10 protein-coding genes are annotated in these 14,810 nt (G+C 66.8%); 4 read left to right on the forward strand and 6 right to left on the reverse strand.

Annotated elements, in window-relative coordinates; all coding sequences use genetic code 11:
* Positions 1 to 142: 142 nt before the first annotated feature.
* Positions 143 to 1,159: a Bug family tripartite tricarboxylate transporter substrate binding protein gene (locus tag ACI0FO_RS05225; protein ID WP_416024691.1), complete on the forward strand. Its 1,017-nt coding sequence runs from the start codon at positions 143 to 145 to the stop codon at positions 1,157 to 1,159.
* Between the two features lie 13 nt (positions 1,160 to 1,172).
* Positions 1,173 to 1,925, forward strand: a complete 753-nt coding sequence (locus ACI0FO_RS05230) for a class II aldolase/adducin family protein (protein ID WP_416024692.1) — start codon at positions 1,173 to 1,175, stop codon at positions 1,923 to 1,925.
* A gap of 42 nt (positions 1,926 to 1,967) precedes the next feature.
* Here the strand turns inward: ACI0FO_RS05230 and ACI0FO_RS05235 are convergent, their stop codons facing one another.
* Positions 1,968 to 3,665, reverse strand: coding sequence for a thiamine pyrophosphate-dependent enzyme (locus ACI0FO_RS05235; protein WP_416024694.1), 1,698 nt, complete (start codon positions 3,663 to 3,665; stop codon positions 1,968 to 1,970).
* Positions 3,666 to 3,802: 137 nt separating this feature from the next.
* Here ACI0FO_RS05235 and ACI0FO_RS05240 point away from each other — a divergent pair, with 137 nt between their 5' ends.
* Positions 3,803 to 4,759, forward strand: a complete 957-nt coding sequence (locus tag ACI0FO_RS05240; RefSeq protein WP_416024696.1) for a LysR family transcriptional regulator — start codon at positions 3,803 to 3,805, stop codon at positions 4,757 to 4,759.
* Here ACI0FO_RS05240 and ACI0FO_RS05245 read toward each other — a convergent pair.
* The 5 genes from ACI0FO_RS05245 to ACI0FO_RS05265 all read right to left on the reverse strand — a co-directional run bounded on the left by ACI0FO_RS05245 (position 4,714) and on the right by ACI0FO_RS05265 (position 13,739).
* Positions 4,714 to 5,874 carry a zinc-binding metallopeptidase family protein gene (locus ACI0FO_RS05245; RefSeq protein ID WP_416024698.1) on the reverse strand — a complete coding sequence of 387 codons (1,161 nt, stop codon included), beginning with the start codon at positions 5,872 to 5,874 and terminating at the stop codon, positions 4,714 to 4,716. The two genes, ACI0FO_RS05240 and ACI0FO_RS05245, sit on opposite strands and share 46 nt — an antisense overlap.
* A complete protein-coding gene (locus ACI0FO_RS05250; RefSeq protein ID WP_416024699.1) occupies positions 5,871 to 6,833 on the reverse strand; it encodes a transglutaminase family protein in 963 nt (320 codons plus the stop codon). Before ACI0FO_RS05250 ends, ACI0FO_RS05245 begins: the two co-directional genes overlap by 4 nt.
* A gap of 60 nt (positions 6,834 to 6,893) precedes the next feature.
* On the reverse strand, positions 6,894 to 9,473 hold the full coding sequence (locus ACI0FO_RS05255; RefSeq protein WP_416024701.1) for a circularly permuted type 2 ATP-grasp protein: 2,580 nt from the start codon (positions 9,471 to 9,473) through the stop codon (positions 6,894 to 6,896).
* Positions 9,474 to 9,522: 49 nt separating this feature from the next.
* The gene (locus tag ACI0FO_RS05260) at positions 9,523 to 12,870 is read right to left on the reverse strand and encodes a DUF2126 domain-containing protein (protein WP_416024703.1); all 3,348 of its coding nucleotides are present in this window, start codon (positions 12,868 to 12,870) and stop codon (positions 9,523 to 9,525) included.
* A 71-nt stretch (positions 12,871 to 12,941) separates the two neighbouring features.
* Positions 12,942 to 13,739 (reverse strand): transglutaminase family protein, encoded by a 798-nt coding sequence (locus ACI0FO_RS05265; RefSeq protein WP_416024704.1) that lies wholly within the window; start codon positions 13,737 to 13,739, stop codon positions 12,942 to 12,944.
* A gap of 408 nt (positions 13,740 to 14,147) precedes the next feature.
* On the opposite strand from ACI0FO_RS05265, the gene ACI0FO_RS05270 reads away from it, so the two are divergent.
* Positions 14,148 to 14,801 carry an isochorismatase family protein gene (locus ACI0FO_RS05270; protein ID WP_416024706.1) on the forward strand — a complete coding sequence of 218 codons (654 nt, stop codon included), beginning with the start codon at positions 14,148 to 14,150 and terminating at the stop codon, positions 14,799 to 14,801.
* Positions 14,802 to 14,810 lie beyond the last annotated feature (9 nt).

Consider the following 14,810-nt stretch of genomic DNA (forward strand, 5'->3'; position numbering starts at 1 on the left):
CTATCTGCTTGGCCGCCCGGGGCATTGAACCGCCCCGCCCCTTGTGCCACCTTGGACGGCATCGGGGCAGGATGAGGAGCCCGCCCCGATGCGGGCCGGCGCCAGCGCGCTCCCGCCATGAAAAACATGACAGGAGACAACCATGCGCAATCCCCCCGCCCTTGCCTTTGCCCGGCGCCGCCGGCTAGCCGTCGCGTTGGCACTGGCTGCCCCACTGTGGGCAACCAGTGCCGCGGCACAGGCGCAGGACGCCCCATACCCCGCCAAACCCGTGACCATCCTGGTCGGCTTCCCGCCCGGCACCGCGACGGATACCGTTGCGCGCATGCTGAGCGAGCGGCTGGCCCAGCGCATGGGTCAGCAATTCATCGTCGAAAACAAGCCTGGCGCGGGCGGCTCGATCGCCGCGGGCCTGGGCGCCCGCGCCAAGCCCGACGGCTACACCCTGATGATCGGCGCCTCGGCCCCCCAGGCGATCAACCCGCACGTCTATCCCAACCTGAACTACGACGCCCGCAAGGACTTCGCGCCTATCGGCCTGATCACCTGGCTGCCGTACCTGTTCGTCGTCAGCCCCGACAACCCCGCCCGGGACTTGAAGGGGTTCCTGGCGGCGGCGAAGGCCAAGCCCGGTCAGCTGACCTACGCCACCACCGGCATGGGCACGACCAGCCATCTGGTCACGGCCGTGCTGTTGTCCAAGGCCGGCGCCACCATGGTCCACGTGCCCTACAAGGGCAGCAGCCAGGGCCAGACCGACATCGTCGGCGGCCGCACCACCGCGACTTTCGACACGATGGTGTCCTCGCTGGCCATGGTCAAGTCGGGCCGGCTGAAGGCGCTGGCGGTCAGCACGCCCGAACGCGTCGCCATGCTGCCGGACGTGCCAACCGTGGCCGAGCAAGGCTTCCCGGGGTTCGACATGGGCGCCTGGCTGGGCCTGATCGCACCCGCCGGCATCCCGCCCGCTATCCAGGAACGGCTGGCCCGCGAGATGAACGCCGTGCTGGCCGACACGGCGGTGCGCGACAAGCTGGGCGACCTGGGCGCCCAGGTGCGGACCACGCCCACGCCCGCCGCCTTCGGCGCCATGATGAAGTCCGAATACGACGCCTGGGGCGCCATCGTCAGCGAATTCAAGGTCAAAGCCACCGACTGAACAGGACACAACCATGCACGCCCACCCCGACATGAGCCCGCAGGAACACGACACACGCATCCAATTGGCCGCCTGCTACCGATTGGTGTCGCATTTCGGCATGAGCGACCTGATTTATAACCACATCACCGCACGCATTCCCGGCACGGACGATCACTTGCTGATCAACCCTTACGGCATGATGTATGACGAAATCACCGCGTCCAGCCTGGTCAAAATCGACCTGGCCGGCCGTATCCTGACCCCGTCGGCCACCGGCTACGGCATCAACGCCGCGGGCTATGTGATCCACAGCGCGGTGCATGGCGCCCGGCCGGACGTGGGATGCGTGATCCACACGCACACCCGCGCCGGCATGGCCGTATCGGCGCTGGAATGCGGCCTGCTGCCGCTGACGCAGACCGCCATGCGCTTTGCCAAGATTCCGTATCACGACTACGAAAGCGTCGCCATCGACCTGAGCGAACGCGAGCGGCTGGTGGCGGACCTGGGCGCGTCCGAGGCGATGATCCTGCGAAATCATGGTCTGCTGGCCGTGGGGCCCACCATCGCCCAGGCGTTCAATACCCTGTACTGGCTGGAGATGGCCTGCAAGGCGCAGGTGGACGCCCTGAGCGCCAACCAAGCGCTTTGCCTGCCCTCGCCCGACGTCATCGAAAAAACCTGGCACCTGTACCAGCCGACGACGCGCCGGCCCTTCGGCGAACTGGAATGGCCCGCCATGCTACGCCTGATGGACCGCAAGGATCCCGGCTACAAGGAATGACGGCCGCCGCCCCCGGCCCCTTTTCGCCGGCAGGCCGCCGGTTCATGCCCGTTCGTCTCGCGGCACCAGGTCCACGCCCGCGGCATGGCCGGCCCCGGCGGGCAGGATGACGGACAAGCTGGTGCGCACCTCAAGAAAATACGGGCGGGCGGACGCCAGGCCGCGCGCGATGGCGGCGTCCAGTTGGTCCACGCGCGTCAGATATTCGGCCTGCATGCCGAAGGCGCGCGCCATCATCGCGAAATCCGGGCTGGACAGGTCCGTGCCCACATGGCGGCCCGGATACGTGCGCGCCTGATGCAGGCGGATCGACCCGTAGCAATTGTTGTTCGACACGATGAATAGAATGGGCAAGCCTCGTTCGGCGGCGGCCGTCATCTCGTTGCCCGTCATCATGAATCCGCCGTCGCCCACCAGGCACACCACCTTGCGGTCGGGGTGCCGCAATTGCGTCGCCACCGCCGCGGGCGTGCCGTAGCCCATCGCGCCGGATTGCGACGCCATCAACCGCTGCGGATACACGAACGGAAAGTGCCGGTACACGGGCGCGGCGAAGGTACCCGCGTCCAGGCAGATCGCCACGTCGTTGGGCGCCTGCCGCGTCAGCGCCCGCACCACCGACACGAAGGGCACGCCGTCTTCCGCGTCGGCTTGCGGCCATGCAGCGGTGCGCTGCTGGATGGCCCGCAACGACGCCGCCCAGTCATCCCGCGCAAGACCCTGGCCCGTGGCGGGCAGATTGGCCAGCGCATGGGCGGTGGCAGCGGGGTCGGCCACCAGGCCGATATCCGCGGCAAAATGCTGGTTCACGATGTGCGGGTCGGGGTAGCAATGGACCAGCGCCTGCGCCGGCTTGGGATAGTCCGGAAAGGCGTAGCCCTGGGTCGTGATGTCGCCCAGCCGCGTGCCCAGGGCCAGGATCAGATCGCTGGAATTGAACGCCGCCACCTGCGCCGCGGGCGTCGCCAAATCCAGGTCGCCGGCGTACAGGGCGTGTGTGTTGGGAAAAATATCGTGTTGCCGGAACGACACCGCCACGGGAACCGTGTGCCGCTCGGCCAGCCGCCGCAGCGCCTCGCGCCCGTCGGGCCGATTGAAGGCGCCGCCCGCAATGATCAGAGGCCGGCGCGCCTGCGCCAACAATCCGTGGATGCGTTCCAACGTGCCGGGGGCTGGCTGCGCGGGGCTGTCCGGCGCCGCGACCCACGCGGGCTGCGGCACGGCAGCCTGCTGCACGTCTTCCGGCACCACCATCACCACCGGTCCCGGCGTGCCCGACACCGCCACGCGGATCGCCTTGAAGGCCGCCGCCGCCAGTTCTTCCGGCGTGGACACTTCGACCACCCATTTAGCCATCGACCCGAACATCTTCTGGTAGTCGATCTCTTGGAAGGCTTCCTTGCGCACATCCTTCTTCGGCACCTGGCCGATCAGCAGGATCATCGGCACGCCATCCTGCTGCGCGGCATGCACGCCGATGGACGCGTTGGTCGCGCCCGGTCCGCGCGACACCATCGCCACACCCGGCCGTCCGGTCAGCCGCGCATCCGCGCCCGCCATGAACGCCGCGCCGCTCTCGTGGCGGCACGTCACCACGTCGATCCGCGGAAAATCATACAGGGCGTCCAGCACGCCCAGATAGCTTTCGCCGGGCACCACGAAAATGCGGTCGATGCCATTGGCGGCGAAGACCTTCAGCAAAGCATGGGAAGACGTGTTCGAGTCGGCGGATACGGTCATGGGCGTCGTCTGGAGTCAGGGTGGGATCCTGGAAATTCTAGATTGGCAAGGCGGGACCGACTAGGCATACTCTGGCAATCAGATATACAAGAAACGCACACTAGAGACAGCGGCGCGCCCCCGCGCGCGGACCCGGGATGGACCTACGCAAGATCGAAAACCTGATCCACGTCGCCGATCAGGGCAGCTTTTCAAAAGCCGCTTCCGTGCTGGGCATCGCCCAGTCGGCACTGGGCCGGCAAGTGCGCAAGCTGGAAGATGAATGCGGCTGCGCGCTGCTATACCGCAATGGGCGCGGCGTGTCGCTGACGCCCGACGGCGAAAAGCTGTTGGACCGGCTGCGGCCGCTGTTGCGGCAGATGGACCACGTGGTCACCGAATTCCACAACGACCAGAAGTCACCGTCCGGCCAGGTCACGCTGGGCTTGACGCCAACGCTCTGCCACATGGTCGGCACGCGTTTAGTGGCCGAGGTCTGGAAGCGGCACCCGCGCATCCAGCTCAACATCATCACCGGATACAGCGGCTATGTGCATGAATGGCTGACCAATGCCCGCGTGGATATCGCCGTGCTGCACGACGCGCGGCGCTCGCAGCACATCGCGGTGGACCCGCTGGCCGAACTGGAATTGGCGCTGGTGTCGCCGCCGCAGAGCCTGTCGCCCGCCGCGCGCGCCATGACGTCCATCGACTTCGACCAATTGCGCAGCCTGCCGCTGGTTCTGCCCACGCGCAACCACGGCCTGCGCCGCACGCTCGAGCACGCCGCCACGCAGGCGGACATGCCGCTTACCGTGGCGTTTGAAATCGACGCGCTGGAACTGATGAAGGAAATCGTGGCCGAAGGCCTGGCCCATACCGTGCTGGGCCTGCCCGCCGTGATCAAGGAAGTGGCCGCCGGCCAGCTGATCGCCCGACGCATCACGCATCCGGGCCTGTCCACCCGCCTGATGCTGGCCACGGCCGCCAGCCGCCCCATGACGCAGGCCGTGAAGATCGTGCAGGGAATGCTGCGAGAGGTGCTGGCGCAGATGACGGCGGCGGAGCCTTATCGGGATGGGATGAGAATGGTGGACGCCCCCTTCACCACCTGATGCACGAACTGCAGCTTGCCAACCACCTGGGTCGGCAGCACGAAGGGATAGAAATCCCGTTGCCCCATGCTGCGCGACAGCTCGTTCAACACCCCGGTCAGCGCCACCCAGGCATTGAGCAGATCCAGGAAGGCCTGCCCGTCGGGATCTTGCGGGTCGTAGAGCGACGCGGTGGTGAACGGCTCGTAGGACTGCTCGACGGCCATCCGGGTGACGCCAAAGCTGATGGCCGTGTCCAGCGTATCCATCATGTGCAGGTAGTGCGCCCAGGTTTCGGCCCAGTCTTCCCACGGATGGCAGGACGCATACGTGCTGATGAAATGCAGGTCCCAGTCCGCCGGGGGGCCCTGTTCGTAGTTGCGTTGCAAGGCTTGCGCGTAATCGGTCCGTTCGTCGCCGAACACCTGGCGGAACGGTTCCAGCCACGAACTGCCCGCAATCAGCTGGTCCCAGTAGTAATGGCCGATCTCGTGGCGAAAGTGGCCCAGCAAGGTCCGGTACGGCTCACGCATGTCTTCGCGCACCTTCACGCGGTAGGCGTCGTCGGCCTCCAGCACGTTGATGGTGATGAGGCCCTGCGCATGCCCCGTCAACAGCGGCGCGCCATCGGCGCCGGGCGCCAGCAAATCAAAGGCCAGGCCGCCGTCATCGGGCTCCACCGATCGGCGGATTGGCAGGCCCAGCGTCATCAGTTGCGCGATCATCTGGCGCTTGGCCGCTTCCACCTTGAACCACAGCGGGCCGTTGTCCGGCACGGACATGTCGGGAATCGTGCGGTTCAGGCTGCACGCGGTACACAGCGCGTCGGGCGAATGCGCCGGCAGCAGCCAATTGCACAAAGCCGGCAGCGTGAAGTTGGCGCAGCGTTTGTAGGTTTTGCCTCGCGCCCGGCCTGCTTCCCGCCAGGTGCCGGGCGTGGCGCCTTCGTCCAGCGCCAGCACGTGGCCGCGCTTGGGGTCAAAACCAAGTTGCCGATGGCAGTTCAGGCATTCGGTGTTGGAAAAGAAGATGGGCTGCCCGCACACGCATTGGAACGCCTTCGCGCGGGCGTGCCGCACGCGCTGGCGTTTCGGGGCACGCAGCTGGCGGTTGATCGCGTCGAAAAAATAGCTCATGTATCCGTCCCGAGGGGAAACTCGTCGATAGGCGCGACCGTCACGCGCACATCCAATTCATGGCCGCCGCCCCGGATCACGCCGCGTAGCGGCGTGACGTCGCCGTAGTCCCGCCCATAGGCCAGGATGACGTGCGCGGCGCCCGGCACCACGTCATTGGTGGGGTCCATATCGACCCAGCCCGCGTTGGCCGGCACCCCGGCGCAATGCACCGAGACCCACGCGTGCGAAGCGTCCGCGCCGATCAGCCGCGGTTTGCCGGGCGGCGGCTGCGACATCAGGTAGCCGCTGACGTATCGCGCCGGCAGGCCGATCGCGCGCAGGCAGCCGATCATTACATGCGCGAAGTCCTGGCACACGCCTACCCTTTCCTGAAACGCCTGCAGGACGGGCGTGGACACCTGCGTATGCGCCGGCCGGTAACAGAAGTCGGCGTGAATGCGGTGCATCAGATCGATCGCGGCCTGGGCCACGGGCCGCCCGGCGGTGAACGACAGCAAGGCGTATTCCCGAAATTCCGCGTGCAACGGCACGTAGGTCGACGGAAACGTGAACTCGGCCTCGGGCGCGAACGGCACGGCGGGGTCATAGCGCAGGCGCTGCGCCGCGGCTTCCCAAGGCAACCCCGCCCCGGGGTCCAGGCCGTCGAAACGGGGGGTGACGGTGACGCGGCTGGTGGCTCGCACCGTCAACGATTCATGCGGCGCGGCCAACGCAAACGTGCAACGCGTATTGCCGAACCCGTCGACGGATTCACTGAAATCGGACGGCGCGGGCGTGACGGTCAGCGCGTAGTCTTCCACCACTTGGCAGGCGTCATTCAACGGGCGCAAATAGCCCAGATGGTGGGCCAATTCCACGGGCGCGTCGTAGCGGTAGGCGGTTTGATGATCCACCCCCAACGTCACACCCGCTTCGCCTGCGAAAACAGCGGGGGGCAAGAAGGTCGGCAAAGTCATGGCGGTGGCGGGCTGGAATGGCGGTCGGTTGGGGGGACGGGCGGGTTTTGTTGCCGGCGACTACGCCGACAGCGTCTGGCCGTAGCCGGCCGCGTGGCTGAAATAACGCCGGCTGATTTCGTTGGACAACGCACCGGCCGCGGCATCCAGTGTGTCGGACAGCGCCAGCACGCCGGCATACAGCCCCTGCGTCTGCTGACACAGCGCGGCCAATGTCGGCCCCGCGTCTTCCGACGGCAGCCACCCCAGCAGGTCCGTGGCGGGGCCCGCCACGGTGGCGGGCAATCGCGCCACCTCCGTGCGAAGCACGCTTAGTACGCAGGCGATGGATCGCGGGTTGGCGGGTTCGTGCACCAGCAGGTTCAGCAGCGCGGGCACTTCCTGGCGGCCCGGATAGTAGGCGCGATACGTAATCTTGCTGTCGAACAGGTCCAGCAGGATATTGAACCCGCTGTCGCCCAACACCGCGTTGCGGCGGAACAGCTCGCCCAGCAGGCCGGCCATGGCCGACAGCCGTTCAATCTGCCGTCCGATGGTCAGCAGCCGCCAGCCGTCGTCGCGCGTCATGCGGTCGGTTTGCGAACCCGTGATGGCCGACAGCTGCATGCCCAGGTTTTTCAGCGCGCGCAGCACATCCGGCGCGGTCGCCGGCGCATCGGCGTCGCGGTCCTTGGCGCCCGACGCCATGCGCCTGAAGAGCTCGTTCGCCGTTACCACCAGCCGCCAGTGGTCCGGCGACAGGCGGTCGCGGATCTGTCCGGCCGCAAAGGCCAGCGCGCCCAGATTGCGCGATACGCCGCCCTGGGCGTCCGCACCCGCCAGTTCCGCAACCAGCGTGGATTCGAACATGCGCACCGACAGGGTCGGCGCGGGCGGCACCAGGCCGCTGCGCCGGCATAGCGCGGCGACGGCGGCGAACAGCTCGCCCGCGTTGTCCTCGTCGCTGTTCAGCCAGGTCAGCGCCACGTTGGCCAGCCGCACGTCGTTTTCGGCGCGCTCGGTATAGCGGCCCATCCAGAACAGGTTCTCGGCCGCCCGGCTGGATACCGGGCGATGCGCGGGCACCAGGTCTTCGGGCCGCAACTGCGCGGGCAGCATCGAAAACGTGTCGACCGCGCCGCGGGTCGTGACCCAGGTGTCCATGCTGCTGCCGCCGCGCTGCATCGACACGATCTGCTGTTCGCGGCTGGCGATGCGGGTCAGCCCGCCAGGCAGCACGTTCCAACCGCCCTCGCCGTCGGCGATGACGAATACGCGCAGCATGGCGGCGCGCGGCACGATGCGGCCCGCGATCCAGCTGGGCGCCTGGGATAGCGGCAGGTATTCCTGGATGGTGTAGGCATCGGGATTGGCGGCGATGCGCGCCTGTAGCGCCTCGCGCTCGGAGGGCGGCACGGCGCCGCCGATCACCGGTTCGAACCCGCCACGCGCATTGCTGGGATAGGTGGACTTGACCACGGCGCCCGGCAAGTTGGCCAACACTTGTTCGCGCGCCGCGGCCTCGCCGCACCACCATGACGGCAGCGATGGCAGCAACAGGTCGGCGTCCAGCAGGCGGCGGCTGATGGCCGGCAAAAAGCCATTGATGGCGGGCGACTCGAGAAAGCTCGTGCCCAGCGAATTCGCCACCAGCACATTGCCCGCCCGCATCACCTGCAACAAGCCGGGCACGCCCAGCGTCGAATCCGAACGCAGCTCCAGCGGGTCGCAGAAATCGTCGTCCAGCCGGCGCAGCACCGCATGCACGCGTTCCAGTCCGTGCAGGGTCTTCAGGTACAGCAGCTTGTCGCGCACGACCAGGTCGCCGCCTTCCACCAGGGTCACCCCCAGGTAGCGCGCCAGATAGGTCTGTTCAAAGTAGGTCTCGTTGTAGGGGCCCGGCGTCAGCAGCACGATGCGCGGCGGCGTCTGCGCCGACCGTCCGCCGGGGCTGAGCTTGTACAGCATGTCCATCAGCCGCCGGTAGCTGGTGGCCAGATGCTGCACCCGCAGCTCCTGGAACGCCTCGGGGAACATGCCCGAGATGGTCAGGCGGTTTTCCAGCAGGTACCCCAGCCCGGACGGCGCCTGGGTGCGCTGCGACACGACCCACCAACCGCCGTCGCTGGCCCGCGCCAGATCGAAAGCGGCGATGTGCAAGAACGTGTCCCCCGGCGGCGCGTACCCGCGCAGCGGACGCAAATAACCCGGGTGGCCTAACACCAGCGCGGGCGGGATCAACCTGTCGGCCAGCAGCGACTGCGGCCCGTAGACGTCGCCCAGCAGCCGGTTCAGCAAGGCGGCCCGTTGGCGCACTCCCTGTTCGATGGCCGCCCAGTCGGTGTCGTTGATGACGAATGGCAGCAGGTCCAGCGACCAGGGCCGCGCCGACCCGTTGGCCTCGGCGTAGATGTTGTAAGTGATGCCGTTTTCGCGGATCCGGCGGGCCACTCCGTCGGCGCGCCGGTCCAGATCGGCAAAGCCGCCGGTGCCCAGGAGCTCGAAAAAACGGGGCCACGGTTCACGCAGGCGGGTGGCGCCCGATGCACCGGTGGTGTCGCGCAGCTCGTCGTAATGCCCGGGCCGTGCGGGCAATGCCGCATGAACCGCCAGGGATGCGACATCCTGCGACGGGTCCGTCTGAAAAAGAAATTGCGGCATAGCGGCTTTATCGCCGGCGGCTAGGCCGGGTTTCAACATGCGGTAAGGCTCAATCGTGCCTCAAATCCAACGAGAACGGAAATTCCCGGCCGGCCACGGCTGGCGCGACGTCCATGCGCCCCGGCGTATGACCGGTCTTTTCAAAGCGCGCCAGCCGGCGGCTTTCGGCCTCGTAGGAATTGACGGGGAACGATTCCGGGTTCAGCCCGCCCGGATGCGCGACATGGTATTTGCAGCCCCCCAGCGATCGCTGGTTCCAGGTATCGACAATATCCACGGTCAGCGGCACATGCACGGCAATGGTGGGATGCAGCGCCGACGGCGGCGCCCACGCCTTGTACCGGACGCCCGCCACGTATTCACCGACCCGGCCGGTGGGCTGCAACGGCAGCGCGCGGCCGTTCACCGTCACGACATAGCGGTTACCGTTCAGGCCCGACACCCGGATTTCCACCCGTTCCAGCGACGAATCCACATAGCGCACCGTCCCGGCGGACGAGCCCTCTTCGCCCATGACGTGCCAGGGTTCCAGCGCCCCACGCAACTCCAGATGGATGCCGCGTGCCGCGACGTCGCCGAACAGCGGGAAGCGGAATTCGAAATGGGGAGCAAACCAGGCGGGATCGAAGCCATAGCCGGCCTCGTTCAGATCGGCCAGCACATCCTCGAAATCCATCTTCACGAACGTGGGCAACAGGAACCGGTCATGCAGTTCGGTGCCCCAGCGCGTCAGCCGCGCCGTGTAAGGCGTCTTCCAGAAGCGCGCGATCAGGCCGCGCAACAACAATTGTTGCGCCAGGCTCATGCGCGCGTGCGGTGGCATTTCAAAGGCGCGCAGTTCCAGCAGCCCCAGCCGGCCCGTGGCGCTGTCGGGCGAATACAGCTTGTCGATGCAGAACTCCGAGCGATGAGTATTGCCGGTCACGTCGACCAGAATGTTGCGCAAGGCCCGGTCTACCATCCACGGCGGGACCGCCGCGCCCGGCTCCGCGCAGCGCCGGTGGATTTCCTGGAATGCCAGTTCCAGCTCGTAGACCTGATCGTTGCGGGCTTCGTCGATGCGCGGCGCCTGGCTGGTCGGTCCGATGAACAGGCCGGAAAACAGGTAGGACAGCGAGGGGTGGTTCACCCAATACGCGAGCAGGCTGGCCAGCACGTCGGGGCGGCGCAGGAACGGGCTGTCGGCCGGCGTGGCGCCGCCCAGCACGAAGTGGTTGCCGCCCCCCGTGCCGGTATGGCGGCCGTCCGCCATGAACTTTTCGGTGGACAGCCGGGTTTCAAATGCCGCTTCGTAAAGGAACTCGGTGTGGTCGACCAACTCTGCCCAGTTGCTGGCCGGGTGGATATTGACCTCGATGACGCCAGGGTCCGGCGTCACTTGCAGCACCTGCAATCGCGGATCGCGCGGCGGCGGATAGCCTTCCATCACGATCTTCACGTCCAGGTCGCGCGCCGTGGCCTCTATCTGGGCGACAAGCGCCAGGTAATCTTCCAGGCGCGGCAACGGCGGCATGAACACATACAGGACGCCGTTGCGCGTTTCGACACACATCGCGGTCCGCGTCAGCCCGGCGGCGGATTCAAACCGGGCGGGCGCGGGCGTTTCCGGCATGCCCGCCGCCCCGCCGTGGGATGCGCCCGGTGCATCGCACGCGGCGTGCGGATCGTGGCGCGTGGCGGCGCGCAGGTTCTGCGTCAACAGCTGCGCCGGGCCAGGCAGCGAACGCCGCGCATCAAACGGATCGCGTTCCACCGCCATGGGCGCGTCGGCCTCATCCGCCCACGGCAGCGAATCCAGCGGCAGGCGGTAGCCCATTGGGGAATCGCCGGGAAACAGGTACATGCGCTCGTCGCGCAAGAACCACGGGCCGGACACCCAGGGGCCGCCCTCGCCCGGCTGGATCGGCAAGGCGTAACCCACCACGCTGTCCAGCTTCTGTTCGAACACGCGGCGCAGGCGCGCCCGCTCCATCTCGTCGTCCAGCCGCGAATCGAACGGATCCACGTTGGCGGGCAGCCGGCGTTCACGCCACAAGTAATAGAACACGTCCTCGTAGCCGGGCACGACATGCTGCCCGCTAACGCCCAGCCGCTCGCACAGCCTTGCCATGAACCGCCGCGCGTCCGCCACCTTGTACGCGCTGCGCTGGCGCTCGTCGGCGAATAGCGCCGGGTCGTCCCAGCACGGCTGGCCGTCCGCGCGCCAATAGATCGACAACGCCCAGCGTGGCAGTTGCTCCCCCGGATACCACTTGCCCTGCCCGAAATGCAGGAAGCCATTACCGCCATAGCGCGTGCGCAGCCGGTTCAGCAGTTCCAGCGCATAGCCGCGCTTGGTCGGCCCCAGGGCGGCGGTATTCCACTCCGCGCCCTGCCGGTCCGATACGGACACGAACGTCGGTTCGCCGCCCATCGTCAAACGTACATCCATGTGGTCCAGGTGGTCGTCGATCTTGTCGCCCAGGTCGAGGATGGCGTGCCACTGCGCGTCCGTATAGGGCTTGGTCACGCGCGGGGACTCGAACACCCGCTTCACTTCCATCGTGTGCGTGAACACCACCTCGGCCTCGTCGACCGCGCCCGTGACCGGCGCGGCGCTGCCGGGTTCGGGCGTGGCCGCCAGCGGGATGTGGCCTTCACCGGCCAGCAAGCCCGACGTCGGATCCAGCCCGATCCACCCCGCTCCCGGCAAATAGACTTCGCACCACGCATGCAGGTCGGTGAAGTCCGATTGCGCGCCGCTGGGGCCGTCAAGCGCGCGCACGTCGGGCTTCAACTGGATCAGGTAGCCCGACACGAAGCGCGCCGCCAGTCCCAGATGGCGCAGCGCCTGCACCAGCAGCCACCCCGAATCGCGGCACGATCCGGCATTACGCGCCAGGGTTTCTTCAGGCGTCTGCACGCCGGGCTCCATGCGGATCAAGTAGTTGATCTCTTGATGGATCTGTTGGTTCAGGCCCACCAGGAAGTCCACGGTGCGCTGCGGGCGCACGTCCACGCGAGACAGGAACTCGGCAAAGCGCGGCGTGGCCTTGTCGCACACCAGGTACGGCGCCAGCTCACGCGCCAGGCCGTCGTCATAGGTGAAGGGAAACGTCTCGGCGTCCGGCTCCAGAAAGAAGTCGAACGGGTTGTAGACCGCCATCTCGGCAACCAGATCCACGGTGATCTTGAATTCGCGTGTCTTGCCGGGAAAGTTCAACCGCGCCAAGTAGTTGGCGAACGGATCCTGCTGCCAGTTGATGAAGTGGTCCGCCGGTTCGACGGTCAGTGAATACGACAGGATGGGGGTGCGGCTGTGCGGCGCGGGGCGCAACCGCAGCACTTGCGCCGACAGCCCCACAAGGCGGTCGTATTGGTATTGCGTAACGTGCTTGAGGGCTACGTGGATCGTCACTGCCATCTCCGGGTGTGGACTGGGGCGGCCGCAACACGGCCAATGCACTGCTACGGGATCACGCGGATGTTTCAGTGGCTGGTCTGCACCTGCACCGACACGTTCATGGTCAACGCGGCGGCCGCGCCGTGCAGCCATCGCACGGGCGAGGCCGATTCATAGTCGCGCGCCACCGCCAGCCGGCAATGGCCGTCGGACGCGAAGCACGCGTGGCTGACGTCCACGCTGACCCAGCCGTGCCGCGCCAGCCAGACATCCGCCCAGCCGTGGCTGGCGGCATCGTCGCCTGCCATGTGCCAATAGCCGCTGACGTAGCGGGCCGGCGTACCGAAAGCGCGCACGCAAGCCAGCAGAAGATGTGTGTGGTCCTGGCTGCCGCCGCGCCCTGCCGCCAGCACTTGCGCCGCCGTCATCGGCGCATCGTTCAGCCCCGGCGCATAGGCCACCCGTTCGCGGATGGCGGCGCTTAACCGCAGCACGTCCTCGGGCGCCTGCATGCCGCGCGGAACGACGTGGCGGCAGAATTCCCGGATGCTGTCATCGCACTGGGTCAACGCCGTCGGCACGCCGTAGATGTGGACGGGCAAGCGGTCGTCTTCGTCGCCCACATGGCCCTGGGCCAACGGATGGATGTCCACCTGGCCCACCGCATGGATTTCGATTTCGCTGTGGGTACGATGCAGGGTCAGCGTGTGGATGACGTTGCCGTAGGCGTCCACCTGCGGCTGGATCTCGCCGGGCGTCTGGATCTGCCATCGCAGCGCATGCTGGTGGTCGTCGCGCCGTGGCGTCAGCCGTAGCGTCTGGATGCTGTAGTTCACCGGGGCGGCATAACGGTAGCGAGTCACGTGCTTGATGAGATGCTTCATGAAGGTCTCCACACTGCAAAGTCACGCTGACAACGTCGGGGCCGTCCGCCCCCTGGCCCGGCGGGCATGACGACCGATAGTAGCAATAGTGCGTTGAAATAATTAAGCAACTTGCATGCCAAGCGCGGGCGCCGACCGTTGTCGACAACTTCCCCTGGGGAAACGGGCCGCGACGGCCCCGGCGTCAAGGCCGCGGCTCCCCGGGACGACGCGCTTGGCACCAATGCGGTGCATGCTTCGCCCGATTGCGGGTCGCGCCGTGCGCGCGGCCCAACGTGGCCACGGCACGGTCCAGAACCGGCTGCGCAATCACAATCTTCAAACCGGCGGACAAACGTTCAATACGCCAAGTGGGCGCGCTGGCACATTGCAGGGGTTTTCCCACCCAGGCATTCGCAGGAGTCATCCATGCCCATCACCGCTACCCCCACCCCCGGCGCCAAGCTGCTTTCCCCCAAGGACCACACGCTCATCATGATCGACTTCCAGTCGCAGATGGCGTTCGCCACGCATTCCATCGACGCGGTCACGCTGCGCAACAATGCCGCGCTGGTCGCCCACGCCGCCGCAGGCTTCGGCGCGTCCACGATCCTCACGACGGTTGCCGAAAAGAGTTTTTCGGGCCCGATGTTCGACGAAGTCGTCCAGCCCTTCCCCGGCAAGACCCTGCTGGACCGCACGTCCATGAATACGTGGGAAGATGCCGCAGTCATCAAGCAGGTCAATGAAATCGGCAAGAAGCGCATCGTGCTGGCCGGCCTGTGGACCAGCGTCTGCATCGTCGGCCCGGCCCTGTCCGCGATGGATCAGGGTTTTGAGGTGTACGTCATCACCGACGCGTGCGGCGACGTTTCGGTCGAAGCCCACAATCGCGCTATCGAGCGTATCGTGCAAGCGGGCGGCCAGCCGATCACGGCGCTGCAGTACCTGCTGGAAATGCAGCGCGACTGGGCACGCACGGATACCTACGACATGACCACCGGCATCGCCAAGCGGTTCGGCGGCGCCTATGGCTTGGGCATCATTTACGCCAAGACCATGTTCAACGCCCACGAAGGCTGATCGGAGTCT

Source organism: Achromobacter marplatensis, assembly GCF_049060505.1.
Classification (GTDB): Bacteria; Pseudomonadota; Gammaproteobacteria; order Burkholderiales; family Burkholderiaceae_B; genus Achromobacter; species Achromobacter marplatensis_A.

What these genes read in the sequence shown, in the direction of transcription:
- ACI0FO_RS05225 (WP_416024691.1), top strand. Translation starts at nt 143, where the DNA reads ATGCGCAATCCCCCCGCCCTTGCCTTTGCCCGGCGCCGCCGGCTAGCC.
- ACI0FO_RS05230 (WP_416024692.1), top strand. Translation starts at nt 1,173, where the DNA reads ATGCACGCCCACCCCGACATGAGCCCGCAGGAACACGACACACGCATC.
- ACI0FO_RS05235 (WP_416024694.1), bottom strand. Translation starts at nt 3,665, where the DNA reads ATGACCGTATCCGCCGACTCGAACACGTCTTCCCATGCTTTGCTGAAG.
- ACI0FO_RS05240 (WP_416024696.1), top strand. Translation starts at nt 3,803, where the DNA reads ATGGACCTACGCAAGATCGAAAACCTGATCCACGTCGCCGATCAGGGC.
- ACI0FO_RS05245 (WP_416024698.1), bottom strand. Translation starts at nt 5,874, where the DNA reads ATGAGCTATTTTTTCGACGCGATCAACCGCCAGCTGCGTGCCCCGAAA.
- ACI0FO_RS05250 (WP_416024699.1), bottom strand. Translation starts at nt 6,833, where the DNA reads ATGACTTTGCCGACCTTCTTGCCCCCCGCTGTTTTCGCAGGCGAAGCG.
- ACI0FO_RS05255 (WP_416024701.1), bottom strand. Translation starts at nt 9,473, where the DNA reads ATGCCGCAATTTCTTTTTCAGACGGACCCGTCGCAGGATGTCGCATCC.
- ACI0FO_RS05265 (WP_416024704.1), bottom strand. Translation starts at nt 13,739, where the DNA reads ATGAAGCATCTCATCAAGCACGTGACTCGCTACCGTTATGCCGCCCCG.
- ACI0FO_RS05270 (WP_416024706.1), top strand. Translation starts at nt 14,148, where the DNA reads ATGCCCATCACCGCTACCCCCACCCCCGGCGCCAAGCTGCTTTCCCCC.